At 71.7% G+C, this 13512-nt stretch carries 14 protein-coding genes and 1 pseudogene; 3 read left to right on the top strand and 12 right to left on the bottom strand.

All coding sequences use genetic code 11. The features are described from left to right. Positions 1 to 34: 34 nt before the first annotated feature. Positions 35 to 1048, bottom strand: coding sequence for a S8 family peptidase (locus IEY87_RS23635; RefSeq protein ID WP_189140930.1), 1014 nt, complete (start codon positions 1046 to 1048; stop codon positions 35 to 37). 175 nt (positions 1049 to 1223) lie between these two features. Between IEY87_RS23635 and IEY87_RS23630 the strand changes: the two genes are divergently transcribed. Next, positions 1224 to 1718: a DUF3145 domain-containing protein gene (locus IEY87_RS23630; RefSeq protein ID WP_189140929.1), complete on the top strand. Its 495-nt coding sequence runs from the start codon at positions 1224 to 1226 to the stop codon at positions 1716 to 1718. A 184-nt stretch (positions 1719 to 1902) separates the two neighbouring features. Here the strand turns inward: IEY87_RS23630 and IEY87_RS23625 are convergent. The 9 genes and pseudogenes from IEY87_RS23625 to IEY87_RS23585 all read right to left on the bottom strand — a co-directional run. Continuing rightward, positions 1903 to 2252 (bottom strand): annotated as a pseudogene (locus IEY87_RS23625) (carboxyl transferase domain-containing protein); the annotation flags it as partial. Positions 2253 to 2280: 28 nt separating this feature from the next. Further along, a complete protein-coding gene (gene fabF / locus IEY87_RS23620) occupies positions 2281 to 3513 on the bottom strand; it encodes a beta-ketoacyl-ACP synthase II (protein ID WP_189140928.1) in 1233 nt (410 codons plus the stop codon). Positions 3514 to 3547: 34 nt separating this feature from the next. Then, on the bottom strand, positions 3548 to 3787 hold the full coding sequence (locus IEY87_RS23615) for an acyl carrier protein (protein ID WP_189140927.1): 240 nt from the start codon (positions 3785 to 3787) through the stop codon (positions 3548 to 3550). An 89-nt stretch (positions 3788 to 3876) separates the two neighbouring features. Beyond that, positions 3877 to 4830: a beta-ketoacyl-ACP synthase III gene (locus IEY87_RS23610; RefSeq protein WP_189140926.1), complete on the bottom strand. Its 954-nt coding sequence runs from the start codon at positions 4828 to 4830 to the stop codon at positions 3877 to 3879. Next, positions 4827 to 5723: an ACP S-malonyltransferase gene (locus tag IEY87_RS23605; protein ID WP_189140925.1), complete on the bottom strand. Its 897-nt coding sequence runs from the start codon at positions 5721 to 5723 to the stop codon at positions 4827 to 4829. Before IEY87_RS23605 ends, IEY87_RS23610 begins: the two co-directional genes overlap by 4 nt. 103 nt (positions 5724 to 5826) lie before the next feature. Further along, positions 5827 to 6951, bottom strand: coding sequence for a PucR family transcriptional regulator (locus tag IEY87_RS23600; RefSeq protein ID WP_189141099.1), 1125 nt, complete (start codon positions 6949 to 6951; stop codon positions 5827 to 5829). A gap of 71 nt (positions 6952 to 7022) precedes the next feature. Beyond that, positions 7023 to 7457: a DUF350 domain-containing protein gene (locus IEY87_RS23595; protein WP_189140924.1), complete on the bottom strand. Its 435-nt coding sequence runs from the start codon at positions 7455 to 7457 to the stop codon at positions 7023 to 7025. Further along, positions 7454 to 8602: a glutathionylspermidine synthase family protein gene (locus IEY87_RS23590; protein ID WP_189140923.1), complete on the bottom strand. Its 1149-nt coding sequence runs from the start codon at positions 8600 to 8602 to the stop codon at positions 7454 to 7456. Before IEY87_RS23590 ends, IEY87_RS23595 begins: the two co-directional genes overlap by 4 nt. 3 nt (positions 8603 to 8605) lie before the next feature. After that, positions 8606 to 9031, bottom strand: coding sequence for a hypothetical protein (locus tag IEY87_RS23585; RefSeq protein WP_225277538.1), 426 nt, complete (start codon positions 9029 to 9031; stop codon positions 8606 to 8608). Between the two features lie 88 nt (positions 9032 to 9119). On the opposite strand from IEY87_RS23585, the gene IEY87_RS23580 reads away from it, so the two are divergent. Further along, positions 9120 to 10139: a PHP domain-containing protein gene (locus IEY87_RS23580; RefSeq protein WP_189140922.1), complete on the top strand. Its 1020-nt coding sequence runs from the start codon at positions 9120 to 9122 to the stop codon at positions 10137 to 10139. A 55-nt stretch (positions 10140 to 10194) separates the two neighbouring features. Continuing rightward, positions 10195 to 10920, top strand: a complete 726-nt coding sequence (locus IEY87_RS23575) for a helix-turn-helix transcriptional regulator (RefSeq protein ID WP_189140921.1) — start codon at positions 10195 to 10197, stop codon at positions 10918 to 10920. Between the two features lie 269 nt (positions 10921 to 11189). Here the strand turns inward: IEY87_RS23575 and IEY87_RS23570 are convergent, their stop codons facing one another. Both IEY87_RS23570 and IEY87_RS23565 read right to left on the bottom strand, forming a co-directional pair. Further along, positions 11190 to 11930, bottom strand: a complete 741-nt coding sequence (locus tag IEY87_RS23570; protein WP_189140920.1) for a maleylpyruvate isomerase family mycothiol-dependent enzyme — start codon at positions 11928 to 11930, stop codon at positions 11190 to 11192. 10 nt (positions 11931 to 11940) lie between these two features. Next, positions 11941 to 13437: an alpha/beta hydrolase gene (locus IEY87_RS23565; protein WP_189140919.1), complete on the bottom strand. Its 1497-nt coding sequence runs from the start codon at positions 13435 to 13437 to the stop codon at positions 11941 to 11943. Between the last annotated feature and the right edge of the window lie 75 nt (positions 13438 to 13512).

Here is a 13512-nt window from a genome sequence, read left to right as displayed (position 1 = left end):
CTCCCCGTGATCGTCTGGGGACTGAGCGTAAACTCTACAGATTCGACGGGACGAGAACTCCCAGATCGGGAATTTGCCGGGTGACCTGGGGGTCGAGCACCCGCAGCGCCGCCTCCTTGGCCGGCAGGTCCCGCGCGGCGTCGGCGATGGCCCCCGCGACGATGGCCGTGGCGAACGACGTGCCGCTCCAGGAGGCGTACCCGGCGAACTCGCCGCGCTCCAGGAAGCTGCTCGTCAGCCACTCGCCGGGGGCACAGGCGTCCACCCACGAGCCGTGGGCCGAGAACGGGGCCCGGCGTTCGAGCGTGTGGTCCACGGCGCCCACCGCGATCGTGCCGGCCAGCGCGGCGGGGTAGAAGGGCCGGTCCGAGGCCGTGTTGCCGGCGCACGCGACGGCCACCGTGTCCGTCAGCTCGGCGAGCGCGTCGGCCAGCAGCGGCGGCGGCCTGCCGTCGAAGGTGTGGCCGCCGAAGGACAGGTTGAGCACCTGCGGCGGCCGGTCGCGCATCCGGTGCAGCGCCCGGACCACGCTCGCCTCGTCGCCCACCCCGTCGCCGTCGAGCACCCGGCTCACCCGCAGCGACACGCCGGGCGCCCCGCGGACGAGCAGGCCCGCCAGGAAGGTGCCGTGCCCGGCCTGCGAGCCCTCGGTCGCGTCGGCGTCCTCGGCGCTGGTCCGGGCGTACCAGTCGCTGTCGGACCACCACCGGTGCGCGGCCACGCCGGAGTCGACCAGCCCCACCACCACCTGGGACCTGGCCCTGCCCGGCCGGTGGGAGATGGGCGGGCAGGGGAAGGGCCTGGTCGCCGGGCCGCCGAAGAACAGGGGCTGCCCGGCGAAGACGTGGTTGGGCGAGGCCCGGAAACCGTGCTCGCGCAGCTCCCTGGTGATCTCGCACGGGTCCACCCCGGACGTCAGGTGGATCACGCAGACGCCGTCGGCCTCCGAGACCGCCTGGGTCCAGCGTGCGGCGGCCGACAGGGCGCTGCGGTCCGTCAGGATCTGGCCTGGGCGGATGAGCGCCTCGCCGGCTCGTTCGATGTCCATGAGCGGGTATCTTTCCCAGCCGGCTCGGCTGTCACATGCCACACGCGCACCAACTTGGTATGGCCGTGCACTGGTTTCCGATTACAACCGACGGTAGTCTCTCCCTAGTCACTTGTGATCATCCCAGGACGAGGCCGTTGGGGAAGGCGCACCTCGTACCGAATCGGGAGGTCCGGTGTCTGCTCGTGGCGTGCTCTACGTCCACTCGGCTCAGCCCGCGCTGTGCCCTCATATCGAATGGGCGGTCGCGGGTGTTCTAGGCGTGCCCGTGGACCTGACCTGGACCCCGCAACCCGCGGCGCCCAATGTGGTGCGGGCGCAGGCGGAGTGGGAAGGCCGGCCGGGCATCGCGGCGGCCATCACCTCCTCCCTCATGGGCTGGCAGCGCATCCGGTTCGAGATCACCGAGGACGCCTCGCCGGGCGTCGACGGCTCCCGGCATGCCTACACGCCGACGCTCGGCGCCTTCAGCGCGGTCATCGGTGCCGGGGGCGACATCCTGATCCCCGAGGATCGGCTGCGCGCCGTGATGCTGACGGCCGCCCAGGGGCGCTCCGTGCTGGAGGACGAGCTGGACAAACTGCTCGGCAAGCCGTGGGACGAGGAGCTGGAGCCGTTCCGCTACGCGGGCGACGGCGCTCCCGTCCGCTGGCTGCACGCCGCCGTCTGAGGTGCGCCCCTCGACCGCGACCACCCGAACCCGCGACCACCCGGGCCAGCGACCAGCCGGGCCAGCGACCAGCCGGGCCAGCGATACCCGGGCCCGCGACGACGACCCGAGCCCGCGACAGCCCGAGCCCGCCTATGCGAAAGGGCCCCGCACCTCACGGTGCGGGGCCCTTCGTGTCACTGGGTCACAGGGGGATGTTCCCGTGCGCGCCCCTGGCGGGGGTGGCCTGGGCGAGGACCTTGGCGATCGCGCCGCGGGTCTCCACCGGCTCGATGACCTCGTCGATCACGCCCAGATCCCGCGCACGGGCGAGCCCGCCCGCCGGCTTCTCGTGCTCCCTGGCGAGCCGCTGCTCCAGCCCGGGCCGCTCCTCCTCCGGAGCGGCGCTCCTGGCCGGCGCCCCGGCAGATAACCCGGAACGTCCACAAGGACAACCAACGGCACTCCGAGAGCGTCACACATACGGACGAAGCGAGCGGCTTTCTCGGCGGACGTGGCGTCGAGGCAGCCGCCGAGCCGCAGCGGGTCGTCGGCGGGCCGGTCCGGTCGCCGAGCGCGGACCTTATGCGCCCTTGAACACGACGGTCACGTTGTGGCCGCCGAAGCCGAAGGAGTTGTTGACCGCGGCGATGTCACCATCGGGCAGCGTGCGGTTCGCGCCGTGGACGAGATCCACTTCGATGCCGTCATCGATGGTGTCGAGGTTGATGGTGGCGGGGACGATGCGCTCCTGGAGCGACTTGACGGTGAAGACGGACTCGATGCCGCCCGCGCCGCCCAGCAGGTGGCCGGTCATGGACTTGGTCGAGGTCACCAGCGGGTGCGCGCCGATGGCCTTGGCCACGGCCTGCACCTCGATGACGTCCCCGGCGGGCGTCGAGGTGGCGTGCGCGTTGACGTGCTTGATGTCCCGGCCGGTGAGCTCGGCGTCGGTGAGCGCGTGCGTCATCGCCATGCTGATGCCGCGGCCCTCGGGCTCGGGCTTGGTGATGTGGAAGGAGTCGGCCGAGTAGCCGACACCGCTGGCGTAGGCGTAGATCCGCGCGCCGCGGGCCTTGGCGTACTCCTCGGACTCCAGCACCAGGATGCCGGCGCCCTCGCCGAGCACGAACCCGTCACGGTCGCGGTCCCAGGGCCGCGAAGCGCCCTGCGGGTCGTCGTTGCGGGTGGACATGGCGCGGGCGGCGGCGAAGGCCGCCACGTTGAGGCCGTGGATGGCGGCTTCGGTGCCGCCGGCGACCACCACGTCGGCCCGGCCGGCCCTGATCATGTCCATCGCGTAGCCGATGGCCTCGGCGCCGGAGGCGCAGGCGGACACGGTGGCGTGCACCCCCGCCTGGGCGCCCAGGTCGAGGCCGATCCAGGCGGCGGGGCCGTTGGGCATGAGCATCGGCACCGTGAAGGGCGACAGCCGGTTCCAGCCGCGCTCCTTGTAGGTGTCGTAGGCGGACAGGGTGGTGTTGATGCCGCCGATGCCGCTGGACACGACGACGCCCAGCCGCTCCGGCGCCACCTCGGGCGCACCCGCGTCCTGCCACGCCTCACGCGCGGCGACCATGGCGAACTGCTCACTGCGGTCGAGACGTCGTGACTCGGGCCGCGGCAGCACCTCGGCGGGGTCGACCGCGGCCGTCCCCGCGAACGTCACGGGGACGGTGTCGATCCAGTCCTCGGTGAGAGTCCTGACGCCCGACTGACCGGCGAGGAGCGCCGACCAGGACGAGTTGACGTCTCCACCGACGGGCGTCGTCGCGCCGAGCCCGGTGACGACGACACGTACCCGGTTTGCACTCACGTTTCGCACTCCTTGTCGATCAGTAGGCAGGGACTTAGTTCTGGATGAAGGTGAGGACGTCCTTGACCGTCTTCAGGTTCTTGAGCTGGTCGTCAGGGATCTCGACGCCGAACTCGTCCTGGGCGGCCACGGCGATCTCGACCATGGACAGGGAGTCGATGTCGAGGTCGTCCACGAAGCTCTTCTCGGGGGTGACCTCGGTGGCGGGAATGCCGGTGATCTCGTTGATGATCTTGCCGAGGCCCTCGAGGATGTCCTGCTCGGTGGCAGCCATGTCCTAGTTCTCCTTAGTTTTTTCTGGGTTCTGCACGGCTTCGCCGTACAAGCTGTGACATGCGTACGGCGCGTGTGCCGTACGCGATCCTATGGAATCTCGATGACCTGTCCCGCATAGGTCAGGCCGGCGCCGAAGCCGAGGATGAGCGCGAGCCCGCCCGAACGGATCTCGCCGCGCTCCAGCATGCGCGAGAGCGCGAGCGGGATGGACGCGGCGGAGGTGTTGCCGGCCGTGACGATGTCGCGGGCGACGACGGCGTTGTCGGCGCCCAGCTTGCGCGCGATGGACTCGATGATGCGCAGGTTGGCCTGGTGCGGGATGAAGGCGGCCAGCTCGGACGGATCCACGCCCGCGCGCTCGCAGGCCAGCTTGGCGACCGGGTGCAGCGCGGTGGTGGCCCACCGGAACACCGTCTGGCCCTCCTGGCCCAGTGAGCCGTGGCGGTCGGGGATCCGGATGGCCTCGTACTTGTCACCCGAGCTGCCCCAGACGACGGGGCCGATGCCCGGCGTGTCGGAGGGGCCCACCACCGCGGCGCCGGCGCCGTCGGCGAAGATCACGGCGGTCGACCGGTCGGTCCAGTCGAGCCACTGCGAGAGCTTTTCCGCGCCGATGACGAGCACGTGCTTGGCCGAGCCGCCGCGGACGGCGGAGTCGGCGGCGGCCAGCGCGTAGCAGAAGCCGGAGCAGGCCGCGTTCACGTCGAACGCGCCGGGGGAGTCGATGCCGAGGCGGTGCGCCACGACGGCGGAGGAGTTGGGGATCTGGCTCTCCAGCGTGCAGGTCGCCACGATCACCAGGTCGATGTCGGCCGCGGACAGGCCGCTGGCGGCCAGCGCCTTGCCGCCCGCCTGGGTGGCCATGTCGACAAGGCTCTCTCCGTCGGCGACCCGGCGCTCCTTGATGCCGACCCGTGACTGGATCCACTCGTCGTTGGTGTCCATGGTCTTGGCAAGGTCGTCGTTGGTGACGACCTTGGAGGGCTGGTAGTGGCCGAGTGCCAGCACCTTCGCACCGGGTGCGGTGTCGAGAATCCTCACGGGGTCAGCTCCCTGGCGGCATCGAGATCATCTGGGGTCTTGAGTGCCACGGTACGCACCCCGCGCAGGCCACGCTTGGCCAGCCCGGTCAGAGTGCCGCCGGGCAGCAACTCGATCATCGCGGTGACACCGAGATCGGCCATGGAGGTCATGCAGGCGTCCCACCTGACGGGACTGCTCACCTGGTTGACCAGGCGGCGCATGAGCTCAGCGCCGTCGGTCACGACCTGACCGTCGGCGTTGGAGAGCAGCTTGACCCGCGGGTCGGCGGGCTGGACCTGCTGGGCGGCCTCGCGCAGCTGGTCGACCGCCGGGGCCATGTGGACGGTGTGGAAGGCGCCCGCCACGGACAGCGGGATCAGGCGGGCACGGGCGGGCGCGTCGTCCTTGAACGCGGCCAGCTGCTCCAGCGTGCCGCCGGCGACGATCTGCCCGGCGCCGTTGACGTTGGCGGGCGTCAGCCCGTGCTTGTCGAGCGCGGCGAGCACGTCGGCCTCGACGCCGCCCAGCACCGCCGTCATGCCGGTCGGGGTGACCCCGGCGGCCTTGGCCATGGCCTGGCCGCGCTCGCGCACCAGGGTCAGCGCCTGCTCCGGGGTCAGCACCCCGGCCAGGGCCGCCGTGGCGAACTCGCCGACACTGTGACCGGCGAGCAGGCCGGGGGTCACGCCGAGCGCCTCGGCCGAGGCCAGCGCGGCGGCGACCAGCAGCGGCTGGGCGATCGCGGTGTCGCGGATCTCGTCGGCCCCGGCGGTCGTGCCGTAGGCGATCAGGTCCAGGCCGGCGACGTCGGACCAGGCGGACAGCCGGTCGGCGAGACCGGGCAGCTCAAGCCACGGTGTGAGAAAGCCGGGAGTTTGGGCGCCCTGGCCTGGCGCGACGAGTACAAGCACGTACTTAACCCTGCCCTGTAGATGTCCGACACGCTGATGAAGATCTGAACGAACTTTGTCCGGGGTGATTTGTAGGAAGCCCACAATGTGAGTTTCGGCGCTGTTACGTTAGCGTCCGCCAGGTCTCCGCGCTCTCGGCGAGCCTGCCCAGGATGAGCCCCACCTGGAGGGTGAAGGCCGAGCGGCCCTCCGTCGGCTGATAGCCGGTCAGCTCGGTGATCTTCTTGAGCCGATAGCGGACCGTGTTCGGGTGCACGAACAGCAGCCGCGCGGTGGCCTCCAGCGAGGTGCCCTGCTCCAGGTAGGTGGCCAGCGTATCGAGCAGCGGGGTGCCGGCCAGCGGCAGATGGACGTTCTCGATGAGCTGCTCGCGGGCGTCGGTGTCGCCGTTGAGCGCCCGCTCCGCCAGCAGGTCCTCGGCGTCCACCGGGCGCGGGGCGTCCGGCCAGCCGGAGGCGGCCTGCAGCCCGGCCAGCGCGGCCCTGGCCGAGCGGGCGGCGGCGTGCAGGTCGGGCACCTCAGGGCCGATGACGATCGGGCCCTCGCCGAAGCGGGCCACGACCTGCTTGGCCGCGTCGTCGACGCTGGTGGCGCCGCCCACGATCACGATCAGCCGGTCGGCCTGCACCCCGGCGAGCAGGTCCATGCCGATGCGGCGGCCGCGCTCACGCAGCCCGTCGATCACCGCGCGCGGGTCGCCCTCGGGGGCGTGACCGGCGATGACCACCACCGGGGAGGACGTCCAGCCGAGCGCCGCCGCCCAGGAGTGCAGGCCGTCGTCGACCTCGCCGCGGACCAGCGCGTCCACGATCAGCGCCTCCAGCCTGGCGTCCCAGGACCCTCGGGCCTCGGCCTCGCGGGCGTAGACGTGCGCGGCGGCGAAGGCCACGTCGCGGGTGTAGCGGAGCATGGCCTGCTGGAGCTGGTCCCCGCCGCCGGGCGCGGCCAGCTCGTCGGTCTGCGCCTCCACCACCTGGACGACGACCCTGACGATGTCGACGGTCTGCTGCAGCGAGATGGAGCGCTTCAGCTCGCGCGGCGCGGTGCCGAAGAACTCGATGCTGGGCGTGGGCCGGTCCTCGCCCGCGTGCTGGAACCACTCCACGAACGCGGCGATCCCGGCCTGCGCCACCAGGCCCACCCATGAGCGATCCTCGGCGCTGAGCGCGCGAAACCACGGCAACTGCTCGTCCATACGGGACATGGCCGCCGTGCCGAGCGAGCCCATGGCGCGCTCGAGCCTGCGAGTGGTGTCCTCCCGGGTCCGGTCTGTCACGCCTTCTAGAGTGCCAGGTCCGGCTAGATGACCGCGACGGCGGTTATCAGGCCGATCGCCACGTGGGTGACCGCCAGCAGGCGGGCGCCCGGCTGCAGCTCGGGCTCCTTGACCAGGTCACGCACCGAGATGCCCACCACCCGGTCGAACAGCAGCATCGCCAGGGTCTGCACCACGATGCCGACCAGGCCGAACACCGCCGTGCCCGCCAGGCCCTCGGCCAGCCGCCCGCCGGAGGACCAGATGGAGGCCGCCACGATCAGCCCGATCGCGGCCATCGCCGAGGCCGCCAGCAGCGTGGCGTTGGGATTGCGGTCGGTCCGGATGACCTCGCTCAGCCTGCCGGGCGTGGCGAGGTCGATCACGTAGAAGCCGACGATCAGCAGGATCACGCCGACGGCGGCGTAGGAGGCGATGGCGCCCGCGCCGCGGACGAGGATCTCCAGGAGGGCGTTCATGATTGCTCGATTCGGTGAGGTACGAAGGACGAGGTGTCGTCGGTGATCAAGCCGGTGGTCTCCCTGATGCCCAGCCCCGCGGCCTCGTCGGCGATCATCCAGGCGCCCAGCACGGGCCGCTGCCCGTCGAAGTCGGGCAGCGCCTCGAAGCCCTGGAAGACGTAGCCCTCCTGGCCGTAGGAGCCGGGCGTCTCCTGACCGCCGGACGGGGTGACGATCCGCATGGAGGCGCCCTCCCGGCCGAGCAGCGGCTTGGCGATGTAGGAGGTCAGGTCGCGGGGGCCGTCGAGATAGGCCGGCAGCAGGTTGGGATGGCCGGGGAACAGCTCCCACAGCACGGCCAGCAGCGCCTTGTTGGACAGCAGCGCCTTCCACAGCGGCTCGATCCAGGTGCCGTGGCGTACCGCGTGCCGCCCGAACGGCTCGGCCAGCATCCACTCCCACGGGTAGAGCTTGAACGCCGAGCGGATCATGCGCTCTTCGACGTCGACGAAACGGCGGTTGAGCGCGTCCCAGCCGATGTCCTCCATGGCGACCGCGACGGTCTGCCGGCCGGCCTGCTCGGCGGTCTCCTGGAGGTACGCGAGCGTCATCGCCTCCTCGCCGGACTCGTCCCGGTTGGTCCAGGCGAAGTGGGTGGGTCCTGGCGGCAACGGCAGCTCCCGCCAGCGGTCGATGAGCCGCTCGTGGATGGAGTTCCACTGGTCGTCGCCGGGGTGGGTGTCCTTCAGCCAGAACCACTGCACGACCGACGACTCCAGCAGCGAGGTCGGCGTGTCGGCGTTGTACTCCAGCAGCTTGGCCGGGCCGGTGCCGTCGTAGCGCAGGTCGAAGCGGGCGTACAGGTGCGGGTCACGGCGCTCCCAGGAGCGCGCCACGTCGGCGGCGGCCCACTCGGGGATGGCGAAGTCGGCCAAGCGGCCCGCGGCGACCACGTGCTCGGCGGCGCTCAGGCACATGCCGTGCAGCTCCTCGACCTGCTCCTCCAGCGACTCCACCTCCGCCATGGAGAAGGCGTAGTGCACGGACTCGTCCCAGTAGGGCCTGCTCAGGCCTTCGGGGTGGGCCGCGCGGTGGTAGGCGAGCCCCTGGCCCTCGATCGTCTTCTCCCAGTCGTCCCTGGGCGTGCCTCGCTCGCGCCGCACGGGTCAGCTGCCTCCGCTGCGGAAGCTGCCGAAGCCGCCTCGCTGGATCTCACGGCCGGCGCGGGACTTGATGCCGACGTCCGAGGGGCGGTAGCTGGTGCCCGCCCGCACCCGGCTGCCGATCCGGGTGCCGCCGTAGTACCAGAGGTAGGCGCCGCGCGAACCGCCGTAGTAGTGGCTGCTGCTACTGCTGCCGTTGTCGTCCTCGTCGCAGAGGTCCTCGTCGACCACCTGGTAGGAACCGTCGTCGAACTGGTTGTTCATGTCCACGCAGTCGGCGGTGACCTCGTCGTCGTTCTGGGTGACCGCGCAGTAGCCGACCACCATGACCGAGACGACGCCGACGACCGTCAGGGTGATCACGTTGGACGACTTCGACCGCTTCTTCGGGCGATGGGGTGGGTGGGGTGAGGGTGGCGTGTAGGCCATCTAGCTCCTGCTCTCTCCGGCCGGACAGACTATCGGTGAGGGCCTCCGGCATCAATCGACGGCCTGCTCCTTTGGTATTCATGAACGTATGGAACCGATCGAGGCGTTCCAGGAAATCGCCTTTCTCCTGGAACGGGCGGGCGAGCCCGCCTACCGCGTGCGCGCCTTCCGCCGCGCCGCCTCGGTCGTCGCCGACCTGCCCCATGAGGAGCTGGTACGGCTGGCGGACGCGGGTGGCCTGGCCGATCTGCCGGGCATCGGGAAGGTGACCGCGCTGGTGATCACCGAGGCGCTGGCCGGTCAGGTGCCGACCTATCTGCGCAGGATACGGGCCACCGAGGGGACCGACCTCGACGACGAGACGGCGGCGCTGCTGGCCGCGCTCAAAGGCGACCTGCACAGCCACTCCGACTGGTCCGACGGCGGCGCGCCGATCGAGGAGATGGCCGCCGCCGCCCGGTCGCTCGGCCACGAGTACCTGGCGCTGACCGACCACTCGCCCCGGCTGAAGATCGCGAGTGGCCTCCCCGCGGACCGCCTGCGCGAGCAGCTCGACCGGGTGGCCGAGCTCAACCGGCGACTCGCGCCCTTTCGGGTGCTGACCGGCATCGAGGTCGACATCGACCTCGACGGCGGCCTCGACCAGGAGCCCGAGCTGCTGGAGCGGCTGGACGTGGTGGTGGCCAGCGTGCACTCCAAGCTGCGGATGCCCGGCCCGGAGATGACCCGCAGGATGGTCATGGCGATCGCCGATCCGCGGGTGGACGTGCTGGGGCACTGCACCGGGCGGGTGGTGCGGGCCGGTGGCGCGCGCGGCGAGCGCCGGCCGGAGTCGGCGTTCGACGCCGAGATCGTCTTCGAGGCGTGCCGGAGCTTCGGCGTGGCCGTCGAGATCAACTCCAGGCCGGACCGGCTCGACCCGCCCAAACGGCTGCTGCGCCAGGCGTACGAGCAGGGCTGTGTCTTCGCCGTCAACTCCGACGCGCACGCGCCGGGCCAGCTCGACTGGCAGCGGCACGGGTGCGAGCGGGCGGCGCGGTGCGGGATCGAGCCGGCGCGGATCGTCAACACCTGGCCGCTGGAGGAGCTGCTGGCCTGGACGAGATGACGCTGTATCCCCTGCGGGCACGCGATTGTCGGTGGCCGAGCGTACCGTCACAGGTGTGAATCGCACCGACCGGCTCTACGCGCTCGTCGAGGACCTGCGCGCCATCGCGCCCCGCCGCCGTTCGGCCCGCGAGCTCGCCGCCCGGTTCGAGGTGAGCGTGCGCACGATCGAGCGCGACATCACCGCTCTGCAGGAGTCGGGGGTGCCGATCTACGCCGAGACCGGCCGCACCGGCGGCTACACCCTGGACAAGAAGATGTCCCTCCCGCCACTCAACTTCACCCCCGCCGAGGCGGTGGCCATCGCCGTGGCGCTCGGCAGGGCGGGCGACCAGCCGTTCGGCAGGCAGGCGCGCAGCGCGTTACGCAAGGTGGTCGCCGCCATGCCCGGCACCGAGGGCGAGCTCGCCAGGGAGCTGGCCCGCCGGGTGCTCGTCGCCGAGCCGCCCGAGCCCGCCGGCGGGATCCGGCCGCTCGGCGCGGCGGGCGTCTCGCGCGCGATCGAGGAGGCGCTGCTGCGCCGACGCGTGCTCCGGCTGGACTACGCCGACGCCAAGGGCGCGCTGACCTCCCGGGACGTCGAGCCGGGCGTGTTCCTGGGCGGCCGGGGCGGGTTCTGGTATCTCGTGGCCTGGTGCCGCCTGCGCGATGACGTGCGCGTCTTCCGGTTCGACCGGATCGCCGCGGCGACCGTCACCGCCGAGCGCTGCCCGGAGCGGCCGGTGGAGGGGTTCGCGGCCGAGGTGCCGGAGATGGTGATGCACGGCGCCGTTCTCGATTAGTCGTTCGAAAACACCGACATAGGGTTGTCGCGTCGGCGTTGGAGTATGGCCTGTGTCGAACGCGTCGCGGGCCGGGGAGATGCCTTCCCCGCGCCCCGGGCCCGCTTTCGCGAGTGACCGGTCTGCCCCTGGACCCGCCGCCGACCGCCGAGCGGCGGCGCGTCCAGGGCTCATACGGCTCACAGCCGGACTGCCGCCGGTCACCGCTCCAGCAGCGTGGTGGCTCACGGCCGGACTGCCGCCGGCCACCGCTCCAGCGGCGCGGTGGCTCACAGGCGGGCCGCCGCCAGCCATCGCTCCAGCAGCGCGCGCTCGCCGTGCACGGTCACCCCGTCGGCCGGGCGCCTCCCGTACACCAGGAGCAGCAGGTCGGCGGCGGGTGCGGGCACCGCGGCGTCGCCCTTGGCGTGCCCGCGCGCCCAGGAGATCCCGCCGCCGGGCTCCTGGACGAACGTCCACTCGCCCGGCGTGTCCGTGGCGTGCAGGTGGAAGGTGGTGCCCGCCACGCCCTCCAGCGCGGCCAGGCGCTTGGTGACCCAGCCGGCGGACGACACGTTGTCGAGGAACTCCTCGACGCCGTCGGCCGCGACCGCCGGCTCGACGACCGGCTCGCGACCGGCCGCGAGCTCGGCGTCGACCCGGTGCACGACCAGCTCGTACGCCATCCGGCGGGTCCACCAGCTCGCCCGGCCGGTGGGCCCCCAGGTCCACACGGGCGTGTCCGGGTCGGTCGCGCGCAGCGTCCGGACCATCTCCGTCATCCCGGAGGCGAGCCACTCCCGGTCGCCGTGCTCGCCTTCGGCCAGGCCGTTGGGCACCTGCCGCGACCAGACGGGATCCTGGCGGCGCGTCGTCACCAGGTGCGTCACCCAGCGGTGCAGGGTGCCGACGTGCGTGATGAGGTCCGCGAGGGTCCAGCCGGGGCAGGTGGGCAGCGGGGTCTGTGGCGCCGTGGCGAGCTCGGCCAGGCGCGTGGTCTCGTCCTCGATGAGCGCGAAGTAGTCCGTCACCCGGCCGAGCCTAGGCGGCGGCGCAGCTGACGCCTCGCTCGGGCAGCTTGCCCTTGATCAGATAGTCGTCCACGAGCCGGGCGATGCACTTGCTGCCCGACAGGTAGGCGCCGTGCCCCTCGCCCTCGTAGGTGACCAGCGTGGCCGTCTTGAGCTGCGCGGTCAGGCTGGGCGCCCACTGGTAGGGGGTGGCGGGGTCGTTCTTGCCCCCCACCACCAGGATCGGCGCCGAGCCGGTCGCGTCCACCTTCGTGGCCTCGTCGCTGCCCTTGGCCGGCCAGATCCGGCACAGCCCGCCGGAGCCCTCGCTGCCGAACAGCGGCGAGATCTTCATCGCGGCGGCCTGGGTGCGCGAGAGCGTGGCCTTGTCGGGGCGCTCGGTGGTGTCCACGCAGGTGATCGCCGGGAAGCTGGTCATCTGGGTGGAGTAGGTGCCGTCCGGGCGGCGGCCGGTGTAGGAGTCGGACAGGTAGAGCAATGCCGAGCCGTCGCCTTCGAGCGCCTGGCCGAGCGCGTTGCCCAGGAGCGGCCAGGTCAGCTCCGAGTAGAGGGCGGCGGCGATGCCGGTGACCGCCAGGCCCTGGGTCATCTCGCGCTTGCCGACCTTGAGCGGCTGCTTGGCCAGCTGGTTCATCAGCCGCTTCACGTTGGCGTTGGCGGCGGCGACGTTCTCGCCGACCTCGCACCGCTGCTTGACGCACGCCTTCAGGAAGCTCTCGTACGCCCGCTGGAAGCCGCGGGTCTGGGCCAGGGTGCGCTTCTCGAAGTCGACCGTCGGGTCCAGCGGCGCGTCGAGCACCATCCGGCCCACGTTGCCGGGGAACTGGGTGGCGTAGACGGCGCCGAGTTGTGTGCCGTACGACATGCCGACGTAGTTGAGCTTCTCCTCGCCGAGCGCGGCGCGGATGCGGTCCATGTCGCGGGAGGCGCTGGCGGTGCCGACGAACGGCAGGATCTTGCCCGAGTCGCGTTCGCACAGCTCGGCGAATCTCTTGTTGGCCGCGTTGGTCTTCGCGCGGGTTTCCGCGTTGGCGGGCAGGGTGTTCAGCGCGGTGTAGGCGTCCAGGTCGGCGGGGCCGCCGCAGCGTACGCCGGAGCTGCGCTCGACGCCGCGCGGGTCGAAGCTGACCAGGTCGTAGCGGGCGCGCAGCGTCGACAGCGACTTGGCCGCCTGGTCGAGGGTGTCCACGCCGGAGCCGCCCGGGCCGCCGAAGTTGAACAGCAGCGAGCCGATCCGGCGCTTCTTGTCGGTCGCCGCGATCTTGATCAGCGCGAGGTCGATCTTTTCGCCGTCCGGCGCGCCGTAGTCCAGGGGGACCGCGAGTTTCCCGCATCGCACGGCGGGGTCCTGCCGGGCGGGTGGCTCGCCGTCGGGACGGACGATGTCCGTGCACGGACCCCAGGCGATCTTCTCCGTCTCGGGCACCACATCGGCGGCGGGCTTGGCCGGGCTCGCACAGGCGGCGGCCGTCACGGCCAGGGCGGCGGCGGCAAGGACGCGGCGCATACGACTTTTCCCCTCATCGGCATGGGGGGAAGTAGTGCCCACCATACGTGAGCGTTCACTCAAGGGCGTGTGACG

This window comes from Nonomuraea glycinis, assembly GCF_014646515.1.
GTDB lineage: Bacteria > Actinomycetota > Actinomycetes > Streptosporangiales > Streptosporangiaceae > Nonomuraea > Nonomuraea glycinis.
Note: the sequence above shows the minus strand (reverse complement) of the source record. Positions and strands in the feature narration are given on the sequence as shown.

Coding starts and splice junctions, on each gene's coding strand:
- IEY87_RS23580 (WP_189140922.1), top strand. CDS start 9,120: ATGGAACCGATCGAGGCGTTCCAGGAAATCGCCTTTCTCCTGGAACGG.
- IEY87_RS23615 (WP_189140927.1), bottom strand. CDS start 3,787: ATGGCTGCCACCGAGCAGGACATCCTCGAGGGCCTCGGCAAGATCATC.
- IEY87_RS23595 (WP_189140924.1), bottom strand. CDS start 7,457: ATGAACGCCCTCCTGGAGATCCTCGTCCGCGGCGCGGGCGCCATCGCC.
- IEY87_RS23585 (WP_225277538.1), bottom strand. CDS start 9,031: ATGGCCTACACGCCACCCTCACCCCACCCACCCCATCGCCCGAAGAAG.
- IEY87_RS23600 (WP_189141099.1), bottom strand. CDS start 6,951: ATGGGCTCGCTCGGCACGGCGGCCATGTCCCGTATGGACGAGCAGTTG.
- IEY87_RS23565 (WP_189140919.1), bottom strand. CDS start 13,437: ATGCGCCGCGTCCTTGCCGCCGCCGCCCTGGCCGTGACGGCCGCCGCC.
- IEY87_RS23635 (WP_189140930.1), bottom strand. CDS start 1,048: ATGGACATCGAACGAGCCGGCGAGGCGCTCATCCGCCCAGGCCAGATC.